The organism is Flavobacterium sp. GW821-FHT11G01 (genome assembly GCF_058808175.1).
This window is the reverse complement of record NZ_JBXARK010000001.1, coordinates 412,063-429,763: the sequence shown is the minus strand read 5'-3', so window position 1 is coordinate 429,763 and position 17,701 is coordinate 412,063. Positions and strand designations below refer to the sequence as shown.

The 17,701-nt window shown below is 31.8% G+C and carries 20 protein-coding genes; 10 read left to right on the top strand and 10 right to left on the bottom strand.

Annotated elements, in window-relative coordinates; translation table 11 throughout:
- Positions 1 to 8: 8 nt before the first annotated feature.
- The 3 genes from AC1RRN_RS01895 to AC1RRN_RS01885 form a co-directional block, all read right to left on the bottom strand.
- Positions 9 to 1,508 (bottom strand): malate:quinone oxidoreductase, encoded by a 1,500-nt coding sequence (locus AC1RRN_RS01895; protein WP_492965664.1) that lies wholly within the window; start codon positions 1,506 to 1,508, stop codon positions 9 to 11.
- Between the two features lie 122 nt (positions 1,509 to 1,630).
- Positions 1,631 to 2,047, bottom strand: coding sequence for a Holliday junction resolvase RuvX (ruvX, locus tag AC1RRN_RS01890; protein ID WP_492965663.1), 417 nt, complete (start codon positions 2,045 to 2,047; stop codon positions 1,631 to 1,633).
- A gap of 158 nt (positions 2,048 to 2,205) precedes the next feature.
- Positions 2,206 to 2,832 carry a PAS domain-containing protein gene (locus AC1RRN_RS01885; protein ID WP_492965662.1) on the bottom strand — a complete coding sequence of 209 codons (627 nt, stop codon included), beginning with the start codon at positions 2,830 to 2,832 and terminating at the stop codon, positions 2,206 to 2,208.
- Positions 2,833 to 3,117: 285 nt separating this feature from the next.
- Here AC1RRN_RS01885 and AC1RRN_RS01880 point away from each other — a divergent pair, with 285 nt between their 5' ends.
- Positions 3,118 to 3,933, top strand: a complete 816-nt coding sequence (locus tag AC1RRN_RS01880) for a 2,3,4,5-tetrahydropyridine-2,6-dicarboxylate N-succinyltransferase (protein WP_492965661.1) — start codon at positions 3,118 to 3,120, stop codon at positions 3,931 to 3,933.
- A gap of 85 nt (positions 3,934 to 4,018) precedes the next feature.
- On the opposite strand, the gene AC1RRN_RS01875 is transcribed toward AC1RRN_RS01880, so the two are convergent.
- Complete coding sequence (locus AC1RRN_RS01875) at positions 4,019 to 4,765, bottom strand: glycosyltransferase family 2 protein (protein WP_492966030.1); 747 nt, start codon at positions 4,763 to 4,765, stop codon at positions 4,019 to 4,021.
- A gap of 130 nt (positions 4,766 to 4,895) precedes the next feature.
- On the opposite strand from AC1RRN_RS01875, the gene AC1RRN_RS01870 reads away from it, so the two are divergent.
- Positions 4,896 to 5,960 carry a glycosyltransferase family 9 protein gene (locus AC1RRN_RS01870; protein ID WP_492965660.1) on the top strand — a complete coding sequence of 355 codons (1,065 nt, stop codon included), beginning with the start codon at positions 4,896 to 4,898 and terminating at the stop codon, positions 5,958 to 5,960.
- Between the two features lie 16 nt (positions 5,961 to 5,976).
- Positions 5,977 to 6,750 (top strand): glycosyltransferase family 2 protein, encoded by a 774-nt coding sequence (locus tag AC1RRN_RS01865; RefSeq protein WP_492965659.1) that lies wholly within the window; start codon positions 5,977 to 5,979, stop codon positions 6,748 to 6,750.
- On the opposite strand, the gene AC1RRN_RS01860 is transcribed toward AC1RRN_RS01865, so the two are convergent.
- Both AC1RRN_RS01860 and AC1RRN_RS01855 read right to left on the bottom strand, forming a co-directional pair.
- Positions 6,731 to 7,498 (bottom strand): Kdo domain containing protein, encoded by a 768-nt coding sequence (locus AC1RRN_RS01860; protein ID WP_492965658.1) that lies wholly within the window; start codon positions 7,496 to 7,498, stop codon positions 6,731 to 6,733. The two genes, AC1RRN_RS01865 and AC1RRN_RS01860, sit on opposite strands and share 20 nt — an antisense overlap.
- A 312-nt stretch (positions 7,499 to 7,810) precedes the next feature.
- Positions 7,811 to 8,689, bottom strand: a complete 879-nt coding sequence (locus tag AC1RRN_RS01855) for a hypothetical protein (protein ID WP_492965657.1) — start codon at positions 8,687 to 8,689, stop codon at positions 7,811 to 7,813.
- Positions 8,690 to 8,744: 55 nt separating this feature from the next.
- Between AC1RRN_RS01855 and glf the strand changes: the two genes are divergently transcribed.
- From glf to AC1RRN_RS01840, 3 genes are all read left to right on the top strand, one after another.
- Positions 8,745 to 9,857, top strand: a complete 1,113-nt coding sequence (gene glf / locus AC1RRN_RS01850) for a UDP-galactopyranose mutase (protein ID WP_492965656.1) — start codon at positions 8,745 to 8,747, stop codon at positions 9,855 to 9,857.
- Positions 9,850 to 10,614 (top strand): DUF4422 domain-containing protein, encoded by a 765-nt coding sequence (locus AC1RRN_RS01845; protein ID WP_492965655.1) that lies wholly within the window; start codon positions 9,850 to 9,852, stop codon positions 10,612 to 10,614. Before glf ends, AC1RRN_RS01845 begins: the two co-directional genes overlap by 8 nt.
- A gap of 217 nt (positions 10,615 to 10,831) precedes the next feature.
- On the top strand, positions 10,832 to 11,392 hold the full coding sequence (locus AC1RRN_RS01840) for an L-threonylcarbamoyladenylate synthase (protein ID WP_492965654.1): 561 nt from the start codon (positions 10,832 to 10,834) through the stop codon (positions 11,390 to 11,392).
- 84 nt (positions 11,393 to 11,476) lie between these two features.
- Here AC1RRN_RS01840 and AC1RRN_RS01835 read toward each other — a convergent pair whose 3' ends face one another.
- Positions 11,477 to 12,601 carry a cysteine desulfurase family protein gene (locus AC1RRN_RS01835; RefSeq protein WP_492965653.1) on the bottom strand — a complete coding sequence of 375 codons (1,125 nt, stop codon included), beginning with the start codon at positions 12,599 to 12,601 and terminating at the stop codon, positions 11,477 to 11,479.
- An 86-nt stretch (positions 12,602 to 12,687) separates the two neighbouring features.
- Between AC1RRN_RS01835 and AC1RRN_RS01830 the strand changes: the two genes are divergently transcribed.
- Complete coding sequence (locus tag AC1RRN_RS01830) at positions 12,688 to 13,686, top strand: hypothetical protein (RefSeq protein ID WP_492965652.1); 999 nt, start codon at positions 12,688 to 12,690, stop codon at positions 13,684 to 13,686.
- 146 nt (positions 13,687 to 13,832) lie between these two features.
- On the opposite strand, the gene AC1RRN_RS01825 is transcribed toward AC1RRN_RS01830, so the two are convergent.
- Positions 13,833 to 14,384: a DUF8465 domain-containing protein gene (locus AC1RRN_RS01825; RefSeq protein ID WP_492965651.1), complete on the bottom strand. Its 552-nt coding sequence runs from the start codon at positions 14,382 to 14,384 to the stop codon at positions 13,833 to 13,835.
- Positions 14,374 to 14,631 carry a hypothetical protein gene (locus AC1RRN_RS01820; RefSeq protein WP_492965650.1) on the bottom strand — a complete coding sequence of 86 codons (258 nt, stop codon included), beginning with the start codon at positions 14,629 to 14,631 and terminating at the stop codon, positions 14,374 to 14,376. The genes AC1RRN_RS01825 and AC1RRN_RS01820 overlap by 11 nt, the downstream gene beginning before the upstream one ends.
- A 33-nt stretch (positions 14,632 to 14,664) precedes the next feature.
- Here AC1RRN_RS01820 and AC1RRN_RS01815 point away from each other — a divergent pair, with 33 nt between their 5' ends.
- Positions 14,665 to 14,949, top strand: coding sequence for a DUF2752 domain-containing protein (locus tag AC1RRN_RS01815; protein WP_492965649.1), 285 nt, complete (start codon positions 14,665 to 14,667; stop codon positions 14,947 to 14,949).
- Between the two features lie 12 nt (positions 14,950 to 14,961).
- Here AC1RRN_RS01815 and AC1RRN_RS01810 read toward each other — a convergent pair whose 3' ends face one another.
- A complete protein-coding gene (locus AC1RRN_RS01810; protein ID WP_492965648.1) occupies positions 14,962 to 15,663 on the bottom strand; it encodes a DUF1003 domain-containing protein in 702 nt (233 codons plus the stop codon).
- 193 nt (positions 15,664 to 15,856) lie between these two features.
- Here AC1RRN_RS01810 and AC1RRN_RS01805 point away from each other — a divergent pair, with 193 nt between their 5' ends.
- The gene (locus tag AC1RRN_RS01805) at positions 15,857 to 16,648 is read left to right on the top strand and encodes a serine O-acetyltransferase (RefSeq protein WP_492965647.1); all 792 of its coding nucleotides are present in this window, start codon (positions 15,857 to 15,859) and stop codon (positions 16,646 to 16,648) included.
- Position 16,649: 1 nt separating this feature from the next.
- The gene (gene cysM, locus AC1RRN_RS01800; RefSeq protein ID WP_194655526.1) at positions 16,650 to 17,537 is read left to right on the top strand and encodes a cysteine synthase CysM; all 888 of its coding nucleotides are present in this window, start codon (positions 16,650 to 16,652) and stop codon (positions 17,535 to 17,537) included.
- The last annotated feature ends 164 nt before the right edge of the window (positions 17,538 to 17,701 follow it).

The window sequence follows — 17,701 nt, the reverse complement described above, 5'->3', positions numbered from 1 at the left end:
GTTTAAGCTTAATTGTTTTTCAATTTCAAAACTTCAGAAGTATGCTTTCTAAGTTCTGCCAAAAGCTCTGGTTTATCATTTAAAGTCTGACCGTAAGAAGGAATCATATTTTTCATTTTTGCTTCCCATTCCGGCGTTTTAATTTGATTTGAAAAACATCTGCTAATTAAATCAACCATAATTGAAACTGCAGTTGATGCTCCTGGAGAAGCTCCAAGTAAAACTGCCAAAGTTCCGTCATGTGTATTAATTACTTCAGTTCCGAATTCTAAAACTCCACCTTCTTTTTCATCTTTTTTAATTACCTGAACACGCTGTCCTGCTCTTTCTAATTTCCAGTCTTTAGAACGTGCGGTTGGTAAATACTCTCTTAATGCAGCCATTCTGTCTTTTGGAGACTGGCGAACCTGCTCAATTAAATATTTAGTTAATGGAATATTGTGAAATCCCGCAGATAACATCGGAATCAAATTATTAGCTTTTATAGATAATGGTAAATCTAAATAAGAACCATTTTTTAAGAAACGAGTTGAGAACCCTGCGAATGGTCCAAAAAGTAATGCTTTTTCACCATCAATTACACGAGTATCAATATGTGGAACCGACATTGGAGGAGCTCCAACACTAGCTTTTCCGTATACTTTTGCCTGATGTTTTGCAATAACTTCCGGATTTGTACATTTTAACCACTGTCCGCTTACCGGGAAACCGCCGTAACCATTTCCTTCAGGAACATTTGCTTTTTCTAACAATGGCAATGAACCACCACCAGCACCAATAAAAACAAATTTAGTATATGCTTTTCTTTTTTGGCCTGTCGACAAATCAGTGATTTTAATTCTCCAGGATTTATCCTCACGCTGTCTCAATTTTTGCACTTCGTGATTAAAGTACAAAGAAACCCCATCTAGTTTTTCCAGATAATTAAACATGCTTCTGGTCAAGGCTCCGAAATTTACATCAGTACCAATTTCCATGTGAGTTGCTGCTAATTTATCGCTGGCTTCTCTGCCTTCCATTACAAGTGGCATCCATTTTTTTAACTGCTCAAAATCGGTACTGAATTCCATTTGAGAAAAAATTGGATTGCTTTGTAAAGCTTCAAAACGTTTTTTAAGATATTTAACGTTTTTATCTCCCCAAACAAAACTCATGTGAGGAACACTTTTAATAAAATTATCAGGAGAAGGTACTTTGTTTTGTTGTACAAGGTAAGACCAAAACTGACGAGAAACTTCAAATGATTCTGCTATACTTATCGCTTTTTTAGGATCAATACTTCCGTCTGCCTTCTCTGGAGTATAATTTAATTCACAAAAGGCAGAGTGTCCCGTTCCTGCATTATTCCAGGCATCTGAGCTTTCGGCTGCAGCGACATCAAGTCTTTCGTAAATTTCAATTTTAATATCAGGTTGTAATTCTTTCAAAATTACTCCAAGAGTGGCACTCATAATTCCAGCTCCTATTAGTACTACTTCACTATTTGAACGTATGGTTTCGTCAGGCATAACAGTATTGTTTTTAAAGTGCAAAGGTACTTTTTATAATTGCAAAAAAAAACTAAAATTTACATGATAAAAGTTAGGAAATTCTAAAAAATAAAATGTTATGTGAATTTAAGCAAAAGTGTTTAAAACCTTTTAGAAGATAAATAGTCCTGAAGCATTATCGTTGCCGAAATTTCGTCAATCAATCCTTTATTTTGACGCTGTTTTTTGCTCAAACCACTATCAATCATGGTTTGAAATGCCATTTTTGAGGTAAAACGTTCATCAACACGAACAACTTTCATATCAGGAAAAATATTTGAAAAATGAGTCACAAATCCTTTAACGATTGAAGCACTTTCTGATGGTAGACCATTCATTTGCTTAGGTTCTCCAATTAACACAGTTTCGACTTTTTCCTTAGCAAAATAATCTTTCAAAAAATCAATTAAAGTATGGGTCGGAATGGTTGTTAAGCCCGAAGCAATAATTTGCATTTCGTCTGTAACAGCAATTCCCGTGCGTTTTTGTCCGTAATCTATGGAAAGAATTCTAGGCATTTTGTAATTTTTGTCAAAGATAGCTATTTTTAATTTCCGATTCTAAATCGTAATGCAAACATAAGCTTCTTGTCATTTTCTATCCTAATAAAACAAAAAATCCGTTTTGAAAGCCAAAACGGATCTTCTCCAAAATATTCAAAACCTAAAAATTCATTTTATCTATTAAACAATCTCCTAAAAAAACCTGTTTCCTCTTCTTCTATTTCTTCTTGTTCATAATTTGCAAATTTCGACTGTGCTTTCTCCTGTTCGTGAATCAACTCCTTAATATACTCTACATAAGATCTCTTTTTCTCTTCCAGAAATCCAATCAAATATTTTTCACTAAACTCAACTCCGCTTGCCGCTTCGATCTGTAAAAGTTTTTTATACAATGGTTCTATATGAAGTGAAATCACTTCTTGCGGAACAGATTGTCTTCTTCCAAAATAATTGACAATCACTCCATCTTCATTTTTTGCAATTTCAAAATCAGTAATTACCCAATAATATCTTCCTGATTTGGCTAAATTCTTCACAATCGCATGAAAGTTTTTTCCTTGTTTGAGATTTTCCCAAAGCACTTTAAAAATAACTTTTGGCATATCTGGATGGCGAATAATATTGTGTGGCTGTCCCATTAATTCATAATCTTCATAACCTGAAACATCTACAAACACTTCATTGGCATATTCAATAATACCAAAAGCATTTGTTTTGCTCATAATTACTTGTGTTTTATCCCAAGTAACTTCTTTGTCAATTACGATAACTCGGTTTTGAAGTTGATTTTCCTGATTCATATTTGCTTATATATTTGGTTTTGGAATGGTATTTTTAATTCTCTTTATATTATTTAAGAATTTATTGGTGCGAAATTAAACCGAAGAAAAAGGGTAAAATCTGACTTTTGTCATATTCTGATAGTAAAAAAACTTTTAGGGGATTTTTTTTCAATCATTAAATCATATGAGCTAAAAAAAAATCAATCAAATTCAAAACAAAAAGTTACATATATAACATTTTCAAAAAGGTTTTACTTTTTTGCTTTTCTACAAATACGCTATCTTTGCCAAAAATTAAAACTTATGAATTCTTTACAGACTATAATTGAACAAGCTTGGGAAAACAGAGCTTTATTACAAGAAACTACTACAACTGATGCTATTAGAGAAGTTATAGAATTGGTTGATGCAGGAAAATTACGTTGTGCTGAGCCAGTTGGAAACAAATGGCAAGTAAACGAATGGGTTAAGAAAGCAGTTGTTATGTATTTCCCGATTCAAAAAATGGAAACATGGGAATCAGGTATTTTCGAATATCACGATAAAATGTTGCTAAAAAGAAATTATGCTGAAAAAGGAATTCGTGTAGTACCAAATGCAGTTGCACGTTACGGAGCTTATATTTCTAGTGGTGTTATTTTAATGCCAAGTTATGTAAATATTGGTGCTTATGTTGACGAAGGAACAATGGTTGACACTTGGGCAACTGTTGGTAGTTGTGCGCAAATTGGTAAAAACGTTCACTTAAGTGGTGGAGTTGGTATTGGTGGTGTTTTAGAGCCTTTGCAAGCTGCTCCGGTAATTATTGAAGATGGTGCTTTTATTGGTTCTCGTTGTATTGTTGTAGAAGGCGTTCATGTTGGTAAAGAAGCTGTTCTTGGTGCTAACGTTTGTTTGACTGCTTCAACAAAAATCATTGATGTTACTGGTGACGAACCTGTTGAAATGAAAGGTTTTGTTCCTGCACGTTCAGTAGTTATTCCTGGAAGCTATACTAAAAAATTTGCTGCTGGTGAATTCCAAGTACCATGTGCGTTGATCATTGGTACTCGTAAGCCATCTACAGATTTGAAAACTTCATTAAACAATGCACTTCGCGAATACGATGTTGCGGTATAAATATTAAATTTCAAATTAAAAAAAATCCAAATCCCAATCTTAATCAATTGGAATTTGGATTTTTTTATTCGCTATTTTTTAAATTTTATTGCTTTTTCTGAAGTTTCAAAAGCTTCGCATACTTCATATAAGAGAAAAAAGCTTGAATCATTGCTATTGAAAGTCCATCAATTCCATTAAAGATTCCTTTCTTAAAAAAGTAACATCTTATAAATGCAACAGTTCCGTTTAGAACCGGTTTAAAAGCATTTATTCTTTTTCCCTGATCGTATAATTGTTGCGCATGCCAGCCAGAATATTGATTTTTCTTTGCAATTATCTGATCTAAAGAATCCCAACCGTAGTGTAAGATATGGACGGCTACTTTCTTTTCATTTTGAGTAATTATTTTTTGATGCACTTTTGATTCAGATGGATGAGCCGTTTGTTTATTAAAAAAACGAACTTTATGATCTGGATACCAGCCTGAAAAATCAATAAGTTTATTCCCTAAAAAATTTTTAACTCTAAAACTAAAAGCATCATGATTTCCTTGCAGATAATTTTCGTTTAAAATAAACTCTTCTGCATCTTTGTCAAGAAATTCATCGGCGTCGAGGTTAAGAATCCAATCATTTTTGCAATACGGAAGACCGTGGGTACGCTGTGGACCATCTCCTAAAAAAGCCTGTTCAATAACAATTGCACCTTTTTCTTTTGCAATTTCAACGGTACGATCTTTACTGAATGAATCTACAATAATTACTTCATTACAAACTTTTAATAAAGCATCTATGCACTTACCTATATTTTTTTCTTCATTGAAAGTAATAACCAAACCACTAATTTCCATTGCAAATTTTAATTTATTAGCCACAAAAATATAACTTTTTTAATTTACTTTAATCTTAATACCATCACAGATTTGTACACTTCATAAAATAGTTCGTAATTTGGACTTCTAAATTGAATTTTAAAAATAGATGAGAATATTAGTCATTCAGCAAAAAAGAATTGGAGATGTATTAACCAGTACGATAATCTGCAACAATTTAAAAACGAAATTCCCCGAAGCTGCGATAGATTATATGTGCTATCCAAATTCTGTTGATGTACTTAAAGAAAATCCAAATATTGATACTATAATTCCATTATCAAATAAGGTTAGAAAATCTATTCCATCTTTATTTAAATTTATTTTTCAGATTCGCCGCAGAAAATACGACGCTGTCATTGATGTATACTCTAAATTAGAGACCAATTTAATTACGCTATTTTCTGGAGCAAAATATAAAGTTTCGTATCATAAATGGTACACTAAAATATTCTACAATTATACTTACGAACGTTTTGATGCAATTGAATCAGAAGACGGATTAGCAATTGAGAATAGATTATTGCTTTTGAAACCCTTCATTTCAGAAAAAATTACAGATGTAAAACCAAAAATATTTTTAACAGAATCTGAAATTAATGAGGCAAAAAAACTTGTAAAAAGCCACAACATAGACACTGAAAAACCATTGATTATGTTTGGAATTTTAGGTAGTGAGGTTTATAAAACGTATCCATTAGAAGGAATGGCGAAAATTATAGATTTTACAGTAGCTAAAACTAACGCTACTATAATATTTAATTATATTCCAGATCAAAAAGAACAAGCTCTGGAGGTTTATAATTACTGCACGGAAGAAACAAAAAAGCATATTGTTTTTGATTTATATTGTACTGAATTAAGACCTTTTTTAGCTTTGCTTTCGCAATGTGAAATGCTTATAGGAAATGAAGGTGGCGCTGTAAATATGGCAAAAGCACTTGAAATTCCTACTTTTTCTATATTTACACCTTCTGTTAGAAAAGAAACCTGGCAATTATTTGAAAATGAAGCCAAAAATGCTTCAATTCATTTAAAAGATTTAAAGCCTGAAATTTACGAACAACATACAGAGCAATATATAAAAGAGCATACTTTTGAATATTACAATGAATATCCTTTAGCCCTGATGCTCGAAAAATTAGAGACTTATTTTCAAGAATACAAAAATTGAAAAAAGTAAAAATTTGATGAATCAAAATGAAAGGCAAAAGTTATCCGTTTTAATTATTACGCTTAACGTAGAACTTCATATCGAATCACTACTAAATGATATCGATTTTGCCGATGAGATAATTGTAGTAGATTCGTATAGTACTGACCAAACCGTTAGTATAGTGGAGGCGTTTAAAAACGTAAAACTAATTAAGAACCAATTCATTAATTATACTGAACAACGAAATTTTGCGATTGATCAGGCAGAAAATTCATGGATTTTATTTATTGATGCCGATGAAAAATTATCTCCAAATTTAAAATCTGAAATTATATCGACAATAAATAATAAAAATACCGCCAGCGCTTATTTGATTTATAGAACTTTTATGTTTAAAAACAAAAAATTGCATTTTAGCGGATGGCAAACCGATAAGATTTTCAGGCTTTTTAATAAAGTAAGTTGCCGATACGATCAGAACAGAATGGTACATGAAAAACTAATTGTTAATGGACCAATTGCAACTTTAAAAAACAAAATCATTCACTTCTCGTACACTTCATATGAGGATTACAAAGCAAAAATGTACCGCTACGGCGTTTTAAAGGCTAGTGAAAAACAAAAAAAAGGACAAAAATCATCTTATTTATTAATGATTTTTCATCCTGTTTATACTTTTTTATATCAATATTTAATCCGGTTTGGCTTTCTGGATGGATTAAAAGGTATTACGATATGTTATCTAAATGCATATAGTATCTTTATTCGGTATAAAGAACTTAACCGTCTTACTTCTTCCAGAATTTAAGTTTCTTTTTCAAACGTTTTTTTCTATAAAATTGTTCCTGAAAATCAGACGTATACTTCCATAAAGTATCAAAAGTTTTTTGTTCAGGCTCGTGGTACAATTTCGCATATTCATTGCTCATTACTGCTACCATTTCTTTTACGGGAGTTAAACGGCACAGGTTTTTCATTCGCATTTCAAAAGTCATAGACTGATGAAATTCCATTCGGTTTAAATCAACCAAAAAGAATTCATAATTTCCGTCTTCCTTCTTTTTAATCAAAGTATTTCCAGGTGAATGATCCAAAAATTCAATGCCTTTTTCATGAAGATCAAAACTAAATCTGGTAAATTGTCTTAGAATGTTATCATGATCAGGAAAATCGGGAATTTCTACAAGTTCTCTATAAGTCAGGTCAGTTACCAAGTGCTCACTCGCATAATAACTATCTCTTAAACCAACAAAATTAAAATTCTCTAAAAATGCAAGCGGCTGAGGCGTTCCGATACCTTTTTCTAATAAAATTGTAGCATATTCATACGAACGTCTTGCCTTTGATTTTCTAAAATATCGATAGGCTACCTTATTGATTAAATTCGGGATTTTGAATGATTTAATATTGACTATTTTCCCTTCCAGATCAAACAATTTTATAATGTTGCGATCTCCATTTCCAAACAACTCGCCTGAAGTATTAAAATCTTTAATAAAAGCCAAAATGTCTCTGGAACTTTTTATTGCTGGTGAAAATTTAAATTTTGAGATCATTAAATATTTATTATTTTTCTTAATTAATCGGTTCCAAAAGTCAATAACTTTAGGCTTACTCCTATTTAAAACAAAGGCCTTCTCTTGCAATTCTCAAAGCAAAATGGGAAGAAACAAAAATAATCTTATAATTAAGAAAAATCAATTATTCCCGATTTAATTTGCATTTAAAATTATAACCTGCAAAAGGATTTCAATAAAAATTGCCTGATTTCAAATTGAAACCAGGCAATAAAATTTATAATTTATAAAATAACTACTTACTCTGTAACCGTAAACAATGCTATTTGGTCATTCGTTGATTTTTATATTTTATGCTGTTTTTTTCTTCACTAAGAATTTCAGCCACTGTCCAAAATTTTTAAAGTTAATTACGAACTTCGATACATTCAATCTCTTTTCATTTTCAATAATCTCCTTTATTTGAGAAATATTTTTACTTGAAAAAAAGGCTAATTTCTTCCATCTTTTAGGTTGTAAATAGTAAAAATCTTTATAATCCTTATAATTATTTTCATTCACAGCCAGCCATTTGTCCAAAAATCCTTTATCTACATCTACATTATGTCCCCAATTCTCAAATTTAAAACGTAAATCTTCTTCTGTTCTTGATAACGATTCATGCAAAACGATGTTGTTTGTATAAATCTGACGCCCTTTAATTCTTCGTCCGTTTTTATAATCTGGATAATTTGTAGCAAAAATTGCCTTAAGAGGTTTATCTACATATAAAATACCTTTTTCTGTATACTTATAAAGCATGATCCAAAAAGCACAAATTTGTATTGGGTTTTTCTCCGGATTAATAAGATAAGAATCATATCGTCTTAAATCTGAAACGAACTTTTTAAAATCAACAAAATATTCGTCGCAATCAACCTGAATAATCCAATTTCCAATCCCCATTTTTTCAGAAAGCATTTTTCTCTCTCTAATTTCGCATTGCATTGTAGTTAATGTTGGAACATAAAAATCATCCTCATATATAACTACTTTCTTATCGATATCAAAAGTTTTAATCCACTCAAAAAAAGAGTCGTCAATAGTAAAACTACCACCATTCCATGTATTCCTATTTTTATCAATAGCGATAAAAATTGCATCTGCATCTTTATACACTGTTGGAAGTGAGCTTTTTAATAATTCATAATCATATGAAACGAGATAACCAACTTGTATTTTTCCTGTCATTGAAGCTTTTGTAAAATTTCTTGCAATTTACTAATAAATATCTATTTTTACCTCCATGGAAAAGCAATATGACTATTTAATTATCGGCTCAGGACTCTTCGGAAGTGTTTTCGCCCATGAGGCAAAGAAGGCAGGAAAGAAATGTCTTGTGATCGATAAAAGAGAACACGCGGGAGGAAATATATATTGCGAAAATATTGAAGGAATAAACGTTCATAAATATGGAGCACATATATTTCACACTAACGATAAAGGACTTTGGGATTATGTAAATCAATTCGTTGAATTTAATAATTTCGTCAATTCTCCAATGGCACTGGCTAAAGGAAAATTGTATAATCTACCTTTTAATATGAATACTTTTTATCAACTCTGGGGCACTAAAACACCTCAGGAAGCCAAAGCAAAAATTGATGAACAAGTAGCAATTTATGGAGTTAAAAATCCTAAAAATCTCGAAGAGCAAGCTTTAAGTTTGGTTGGAAAAGATATTTATGATCATTTTATTAAAGAGTATACCGAAAAACAATGGGGAAGAAAAGCCACCGAGCTGCCGGCCTTTATTATTAAAAGGTTGCCTGTTCGATTCACTTTTGATAATAATTATTTCAATGATACTTATCAGGGAATTCCTATTGGCGGATATAATAAACTGATTGAAGAATTATTAAAAGGAATTGAAGTTGTAACAAACACCGATTATTTTTCTGACAGAGCAAAATTTAATGACATCGCTGATAAAATAGTTTACACAGGAAAAATTGACGAGTACTTCGACTATAAGTTAGGTGTTCTGGAATATCGCTCACTTCGTTTTGAAAATGAAATTCTGGACACAGACAATTTTCAGGGCAATGCTGTCGTTAATTATAATGATGCTGATTATGATTTCACAAGAATTATCGAGCACAAGCACTTTGAATTTGGCAAACAAGATAAAACAGTTATCACAAAGGAATATCCACAAGAATGGAATCCATCTAACGAAGCGTTTTATCCTATAAATGATGATAAAAACCAGGCATTGTATGAAGAATACAAAAAATTATCTTTAAGAGAAGAAAATGTAATATTTGGAGGTCGATTATCTGAATATAAATATTATGATATGCATCAGGTAATTGCTATGGCCTTAACAAGATCTAAAAAAGAATTAAATAATGATTAAAATTTTTGTAGTCACTCATAAAGAAAATCCTTTATTATCTAATGAAGTACTTATTCCTATCCAGGTCGGAACAAATGAAACGATTGCAAAAGATATATTAAGAGACAATACACTTGATAATATTTCAGAAAAAAACAGTAATTACTGTGAATTAACAGCTGCGTATTGGATTTGGAAAAATGTAAAAGATGCAGATTATGTAGGTATATGCCATTATAGAAGATATTTAAACTTTTATAATGACTGGTATAATTTAAAACCATCTGCTCAAAAAAAAATTAAAACTGAGGATTTTAAAAACACAAAATTGTACAATGTCTCTTCAGATAAATTAGAAGAAAAAATAGCGTCAATTCTTTCAGAATATGATGTAATTCTTTGCAGACCATATAAATTTAAAACCTCCACTTTAACCAAAAACTATTGTGATGATCATCGATGTGAAGATTGGGATCTGACAAAGAAAATAATTTTGGAAAAATATCCTGAATACAAGGACAGTATCGTCACTTTTTTAGATGAAGGAACTACTTTTCATATTGGAAATATGATGATTACTTCAAAAGAAAAATTTGACACTTACTACAGTTGGTTATTTTCTATTCTTTTTGAACTTGAATCTCAAATCAAAATTCCGGAAGATGCTTATCAAGCCCGAATTTTTGGTTTTATTTCTGAAAGGTTAATCAACTTGTACATGTACCATAATAAATTTAAAATTAAAGGAGTTCCATCCTACAAAATAATAGATTTATAAGATAAATATTGATTTGGGATTGGCTCTTATTTGTTAATTCAGTCCTAACTTAAGTTTACGATCTATAGCAAAATAATCTTTCTTCATAATTCCGAATTTTAAAATCGGACACAAATTCTGGTGTCTAACAAAGCAAAAAACTTATTTTTTGCAAAACAAAATTTAAGATTATACCAATTAGAAAGATTATTTTTGCACAAATTAACATCAATTTATAATGAACGAAGAAATAATAAAAGCATACGAAGTCATCAAAGAAGGCGGAATTATTCTTTATCCTACTGACACGGTTTGGGGAATTGGTTGTGATGCAACAAACCCTGAAGCTGTTGCAAAAATCTACAAATTAAAACAACGCGCTGAAACACAAAGTATGATTGTTTTAATGAATGGGGAAAAAATGATGTATAATGTTTTTATAGACATTCCTGAAGTAGCGTGGCAAATTTTAGATTTATCTGAAAAACCAACAACTTTAATACTGGACGGACCACGAAATGTTGCTCCAAATATTATCGCAGCAGATAACTCACTTGGAATTCGTTTGGTAAAAGAACCTTTTTGCTTTAAATTATTAGAACGTATGAAGAAACCTTTAGTTTCAACTTCGGCTAATATTTCAGGACAACCCACACCTATTGCTTTTAAAGATATCAATCCTGCAATTATTAATGGTGTAGATTATGTAGTGAATTTATATCACGATAAAGTGGCCGGAAAACCTTCGACAATTATAAAACTAACAAGTGATTCACAGGTAAAAGTGATACGCAAATAATTTTAGATTTTAGATTGCAGATTTTAGATTATTTAAAATCTGTAAAAAAACTTAGAAACTTAGCGACTTAGTATCTTAGAAAGTTTAAATAGTCTTCAAACTCTCAATCAACCAATCAATATCCTCTTTGGTATTATAATGACTAAATGAAATTCGGAGATTTGGCAATTTTAAATCAGTCTCCGAAAGCATTTCTTTTAAAACATGCGACGGTTTTATACTTCCCGATTGACAGGCGCTTCCTCTTGAAACTGCAATTCCTTTCATGTCCAGACTGAACAATAACATCGACGTTTTATCTGAAGAAAAAGGCAAAATAATATTTATAATATTGTAAAAATCTTCTTTTTTTCCATTGATTCTAAAGCCTGGAAAATGAATTTCAAGCTGCTCAATCAGATACATTTTTAAATCGGAAATATATTTTCTTTCCACATCTAAATTTTCGTAAGAAACAGATAAAGCTTTCGCCATTCCAGCAATTTGATGTACCGCTTCGGTTCCGGCACGCAGCCCTTTTTCTTGTTCTCCACCAAAAATCAAAGGCTGTAAACCTGAGTTTTTGCGAACAAAAGCAAATCCAATTCCTTTTGGTCCGTGAAATTTATGCGCACTTGCCACTATAAAATCAACTGGCGTTTTTTGCAAATTGATTTCTGTTTTACCAACAGACTGAACCGTATCTGAATGAAATAAAGTATTATATTGCTTGCAAATAACACCAACTCTATCTAAATCTAAAACAGTACCGGTTTCATTATTTACATGCATCAAACTTACAATTGTCTTTTTTTCTTCAGCCAATAAATTAGATAAATGCGTTAAATCAATGCTCCCATCTGGGTTTATGTTAACATAATCAACCTGAATATTATAATCTGATTGTAATGCTAAAACGGCATATAAAACAGCATGATGCTCGATTTTAGACGTAATAATTCGCTCTATTTTCAAATCCTCGACTGCAGAACGAAGTATCCAATTATCTGCTTCTGTACCACCGGATGTAAAAATAATTTCCTGTGCAGTACAATTTAAATGTTTGGCAATACTTTTTCTGGAAAGTTCTAAAATAGTTTTGCCATTTCGCCCAAAACTATGTGTAGATGACGGATTACCAAAATCTTCCATCATAACTTTGGTCATTTCCTGAATAACTTCAGGGCGTATAGCAGTTGTAGAGGCGTTATCGAGATATACTTTTTTCATTGCTGCAAAGTTATGAAATATCAATTGTCTATTCTTAAATATCATTTGCCAAATTTTTCACTATTTTTGACCCAAATAAATTTACGATGAAAAAATATGCAAGCCTTTTGTTATTTGCACTTTTATTAAACGGTTGTGATGACGGTGATTTAACCGTTGATACAATTGATTTTGATGAAGTAACTTCTACAAGCTGTGATCCACTTACTAATACTTTAATTTACAAGTTAAAACCTCAGGAATCTTTATTATTAAACATGCCTGCAGGTATGATTATTGACGAACCTACACCTGATGACAAACCATTAATTTATACTATTGACAATGTAAATTACCGAGTTGTTTACAGATCATATGATGGTACAGTTGCAAAAGAAAATATATGTGGCGCAATACCTCCAAAAACACCAAATGTTACAGAGGAATGGATTGTATCACCAGGGGGAAAAATTGAAATCACTACAGATCCTGTATATAAAAGTCCCGCTCCGACTGATGGTCATACTGAGATTATTGGTTATAACCACAATATTATATTCAAAAACATCACCTTTGAAAAACCTTCGGGACCACAAGTACAGCCAGAATATGTTTTTGGAGATTACCTTACCAATGTTACTCCGGTGGTAGTAAGTTTTTTAGAACCTGAAAATGCAAAATATTGTTCAGACTTCAAGAAAGTGTATAACAATAACACTTCAAACTCCTTAGTAATTGAAAATTTTGATACAAATTTATTTAAAAGTGAAAATACACCAGTTGGACAACCAAGAAAAGGTTTGATCAATTCGACGGCAACTACAAATAATCTGTATTACAGAACATATGCTACTAATCTTCCAACACCTACGCAAGGTTATTATTGCCAGGAAAAAACACCAACATCTCCAATTGTAAAAGATATTTGGGTTGGTCAGGCAGGTGTTACAAATGTAAGTGGAATCATTGAAGTTACTACAACAAGTTCTCTTAAAGTATTTACACACAAAGTTGTTCTTAAAAATGTAACACTTCAAAAAGGAAACAGTACTTTTAAATTAGCAACAGAATTTTTATTAGGAAATGTAACTGTAGTTGAACCATAATTCATAACGCTTTCAGAATACAAATACAGCTTTTAAATTCTTACAAAAAACATCCATTTTCAAAACTGATTTTAATACAAATTCAGAGAAGAAAATGGATGTTTTTTTATGCTCTTAAAACAACAATTTTAAACGTAAAAAATATTTTATTTATTGTTTTGCCTAAAATAAACTTCAGTTGCACCCAAGCCATATTTTTGATAATTGGCATCCTGAAAATCTACTCCGTCATAACGACCTAATAAAAAATCAAGTTCTGCTTTTAAAATTCCTTCGCCAACACCATGAATAAAAACAATTTTAGGAATACGATTTCTGATCGCAAATTCTATATGTCTTTTGGCTGTTTCTGTCTGCAAAGTCAGAATATCGTAATTTGACATTCCGCGTTTATTTGGTACTAATTTTTCGATATGCAAATCAAATTCAGGAGCCGAAATTTCGCGTTTATCCTTCTTTTCTTTCACAAAACTTCTTGCTTTTGGCTCTTCTTTTTCTTTTGAAACAGTATCTAAATCTATTCTTTTAATAGAATTCATTAAATTACTGGAATCCTGAATTTTAAGCAATTCATTGACAAAAAATGTCATCATAAATCCATCTTCAGTTTCAATCAAAACCTCATTGTTTTTCACTGAAACTACTATTCCGTTTATGGCCTCATCTAAGACTGAAACCTTATCTCCTTTAGTCAACATCTTCTTCTTCTTTATCTTGATTTTTACTAGGTGTTTTTGCACTCAACTGCATCATTCCAAACATAAAAACTGCAATTGCAATTACCACGATGTAGATGTTTTTTTCTGCTGAAACCTGCTCATATAACGCAACCGAAATCGCAAGAATCATTATTATAATTTTTAAAGCTTTCATATTTCTTAATCGTAAAAGTTCAAAAGTATGAAACTTTAAAATAGCAGTTTCATACTTTGAATTGTTATCCATTATTTTTTTGTAAAATTGTAAAAAATAATTGCTGTGGTTTTAGAGAAATACATGCTGCCTTGCTTATTCAAAACATTCTTTGGAGTTGAGTGTTTGGGATGCGGTTTTCAGCGCTCTCTATTCTTACTTTTTCAAGGTGATTTTTTAGGCGCTTTTAAGATGTATCCTGCCATATATACCTCTCTTTTATTTTTAGGAATTGGTGTATTTTACTATTTTAACAAATCAAAAAGCAATCAAAAAATACTTTTAATTTCTGCTTCCGTAAATATTATTTTTATGCTTGGCGGATATTATTTCAAACATTTTTACCTTTAATTTTTGTAAGAATTATTTTTTGATCTGATTTAAAATATCATTCATCATTTCGATTTGTACTTTCTGAATTTCGATTAATTCCTGTTGCTGATGCATAATCAAATGATCAATTTTATCGTGAATCATTCTAATCTCTAATTCTGATTTCAGATTGATCATGTAATCCTTTTTAGCACGGTTTCGATCTTTTTCTTCCTGACGATTTTGACTCATCATAATTACAGGAGCCTGCAATGCGGCGATACAGGACAAAATCAAATTCAGCAAAATAAACGGATAGGGATCAAAACCTTTATCAAGCAAAATAAAAACATTCGAGCCAATCCAGAGCATTATAAAAAGCAAAAACGAAATGATAAAAGTCCAGCTTCCGCCAAAATCAGCCACCTTATCTGCTATTTTTTGGCCAAAACTTCTCGTCTCTTCTTCATCTTCAACAATGCTCACTATCGATTTATCTTCTTTTAAAGAAGTTATAACGCTTTTTTCAAGATCAGAAAGCGCTCCCATTTCGGCAGATAAATAATTCGAAATGTATTTTTGACGATAAACATTTAATTCCTGAACCCCGATACAATCTGTATCACAAAATGAAGGATGTTCTTTTACGATGAGACCCAGAATAGGATCGTGTATCGATTTTCCGAAAATTTTCTCACTTTCCGGAAATTCAAGATCAGAAATAGCACTCTTAAAAGTTGAATTGTTTTTCATTTTAATAAATTTTACTGGCTAATTTAAGCATTTAACTTCTTAAGAATGATAATAAATTATAGGTTTCCGAAATTCCTTTAATTATCACAAATCGAATCCTCAAAACAAAATTTCTTTAGGTATTTCGTGCCTTTATTTACAAAAAACACCTTACTTTTAGCGTTTCAAATTTATCCATTCAATTTTTATAATTGTGTCAAGAAATCTTATCATACAAAATATAAAAGCTTTAAAAAGCCACTCTAATATAAACTACGGAATCAAAACGAAAACTGAAGATTTTACCGAAAAGCTTTTCTATACCCTTTTTGATTCAAATGCACCTTTAGATCAGAGTATCGACGAACTCGAAATACGATTTAAAGAAATTGCAGTATTGGCATGTAAAAAACCAGAAAACTTATGCGAATCTATCTGGGATCGCTTTCTGGAAAAACTACCCGGAGTTCTGGAAAAATTAAATCAGGATGCCGAATATATTTTAGAGAATGATCCCGCATCAAACAGCATTGATGAAGTTTATTTAGGCTACCCGGGTTTTTATGCGATTGCGATTTATAGATTAAGTCACGAATTGTATCTTCTCGATTTATTATTATTTTCAAGATTGATGAGCGAATATGCCCATCGAATTACCGGAACGGATATTCACGCAGGTGCCAAAATTGCTTCACCCTTTTTTATTGATCATGCTACCGGAATTGTAATTGGGGAAACTACCGTTATCGAAAAACACGTAAAAATTTATCAGGGTGTAACACTCGGAGCTTTGAGTGTGAGTAAGGAGATGAAGAACGCAAAACGACACCCTACTGTAGAAAAAAATGTTTGCATTTATGCTAATGCAACAATTTTAGGAGGTGAAACTATTATTGGAAAAAATAGCATTGTAGGAGGAAATGCCTGGATTACCAAATCTATCCCTGCAGATTCTATCGTTTTAAACACCACTACAACTGAAGTTAAAATAAAAGAAAAAAAATAAAATGGGTCCACAGAAATTGCTAAACCTAATTGGAAATACTCCATTAATGGAAACTGTCAATTTGGTAAAAAATAAAAACGTAAAACTTTTACTAAAACTTGAAGGTAACAATCCCGGCGGAAGTGTAAAAGACAGAGCGGCTTATAACATGATTGCATCGGCTCTGGAAAGAGGTGATATTAAAAAAGGCGATAAATTAATTGAAGCAACAAGTGGCAATACCGGAATTGCTTTGGCAATGATTGCACAATTGTTTCAAATAGAGATTGAATTAGTATTACCGGAAGATTCTACAAAAGAAAGAACGCAAACAATGCGTGCGTATGGCGCTACAGTGATTTTAACGCCCGCTAGCGAAGGAATTATTGGTTCGCGTGACTATGCCGATAAAAAAGTCGCAGAAGGCGGTTATTTGATGTTAAATCAATTTGCCAATGATGACAACTGGAAAGCACATTACAAAACTACCGGTCCCGAAATCTGGAATGATACGGAAGGAACTGTTACGCATTTTGTTTCGGCAATGGGAACAACAGGAACAATCATTGGAACTTCGACTTATTTAAAAGAAAAAAATCCGGCGATTCAAATCGTAGGCGCACAACCAAGCGACGGATCTCAAATTCCCGGAATCAGAAAATGGCCTCAGGAATATTTACCAAAAATCTTCGATGCCTCAAAAGTGGACACCGTTATCGATGTAAGTGAAGAAGAAGCCAGAGCAATGACCAAAAGACTAGCACTTGAAGAAGGCGTTTTTGCAGGAATGAGCAGCGGAGGTTCTGTTGCCGTAGCTTTAAAAATCGCCGAACAATTAGAATCAGGAGTTATTGTAGCTGTTATCTGTGATCGCGGCGATAGATATCTTTCTTCAGATTTGTTCGATTAAAAGGCTCAGAGTTACAGAGGCTCAAAGTGACAAAGGTTTCCAACCTAATTATAAACCTTTATATTTCACAAAAGACGCACTGCTGTGCGCCTCTACAGAAACCTTTGTCACTTTGAACCTCTGAACCTTTGAACCTTTGCTACTATGAACCTTTGAACCTCAAA

What these genes read in the sequence shown, in the direction of transcription:
- AC1RRN_RS01895 (WP_492965664.1), bottom strand. Translation starts at nt 1,508, where the DNA reads ATGCCTGACGAAACCATACGTTCAAATAGTGAAGTAGTACTAATAGGA.
- ruvX (WP_492965663.1), bottom strand. Translation starts at nt 2,047, where the DNA reads ATGCCTAGAATTCTTTCCATAGATTACGGACAAAAACGCACGGGAATT.
- AC1RRN_RS01885 (WP_492965662.1), bottom strand. Translation starts at nt 2,832, where the DNA reads ATGAATCAGGAAAATCAACTTCAAAACCGAGTTATCGTAATTGACAAA.
- AC1RRN_RS01880 (WP_492965661.1), top strand. Translation starts at nt 3,118, where the DNA reads ATGAATTCTTTACAGACTATAATTGAACAAGCTTGGGAAAACAGAGCT.
- AC1RRN_RS01875 (WP_492966030.1), bottom strand. Translation starts at nt 4,765, where the DNA reads ATGGAAATTAGTGGTTTGGTTATTACTTTCAATGAAGAAAAAAATATA.
- AC1RRN_RS01870 (WP_492965660.1), top strand. Translation starts at nt 4,896, where the DNA reads ATGAGAATATTAGTCATTCAGCAAAAAAGAATTGGAGATGTATTAACC.
- AC1RRN_RS01865 (WP_492965659.1), top strand. Translation starts at nt 5,977, where the DNA reads ATGAATCAAAATGAAAGGCAAAAGTTATCCGTTTTAATTATTACGCTT.
- AC1RRN_RS01860 (WP_492965658.1), bottom strand. Translation starts at nt 7,498, where the DNA reads ATGATCTCAAAATTTAAATTTTCACCAGCAATAAAAAGTTCCAGAGAC.
- AC1RRN_RS01855 (WP_492965657.1), bottom strand. Translation starts at nt 8,689, where the DNA reads ATGACAGGAAAAATACAAGTTGGTTATCTCGTTTCATATGATTATGAA.
- glf (WP_492965656.1), top strand. Translation starts at nt 8,745, where the DNA reads ATGGAAAAGCAATATGACTATTTAATTATCGGCTCAGGACTCTTCGGA.
- AC1RRN_RS01845 (WP_492965655.1), top strand. Translation starts at nt 9,850, where the DNA reads ATGATTAAAATTTTTGTAGTCACTCATAAAGAAAATCCTTTATTATCT.
- AC1RRN_RS01840 (WP_492965654.1), top strand. Translation starts at nt 10,832, where the DNA reads ATGAACGAAGAAATAATAAAAGCATACGAAGTCATCAAAGAAGGCGGA.
- AC1RRN_RS01835 (WP_492965653.1), bottom strand. Translation starts at nt 12,601, where the DNA reads ATGAAAAAAGTATATCTCGATAACGCCTCTACAACTGCTATACGCCCT.
- AC1RRN_RS01830 (WP_492965652.1), top strand. Translation starts at nt 12,688, where the DNA reads ATGAAAAAATATGCAAGCCTTTTGTTATTTGCACTTTTATTAAACGGT.
- AC1RRN_RS01825 (WP_492965651.1), bottom strand. Translation starts at nt 14,384, where the DNA reads ATGTTGACTAAAGGAGATAAGGTTTCAGTCTTAGATGAGGCCATAAAC.
- AC1RRN_RS01820 (WP_492965650.1), bottom strand. Translation starts at nt 14,631, where the DNA reads ATGGATAACAATTCAAAGTATGAAACTGCTATTTTAAAGTTTCATACT.
- AC1RRN_RS01810 (WP_492965648.1), bottom strand. Translation starts at nt 15,663, where the DNA reads ATGAAAAACAATTCAACTTTTAAGAGTGCTATTTCTGATCTTGAATTT.
- cysM (WP_194655526.1), top strand. Translation starts at nt 16,650, where the DNA reads ATGGGTCCACAGAAATTGCTAAACCTAATTGGAAATACTCCATTAATG.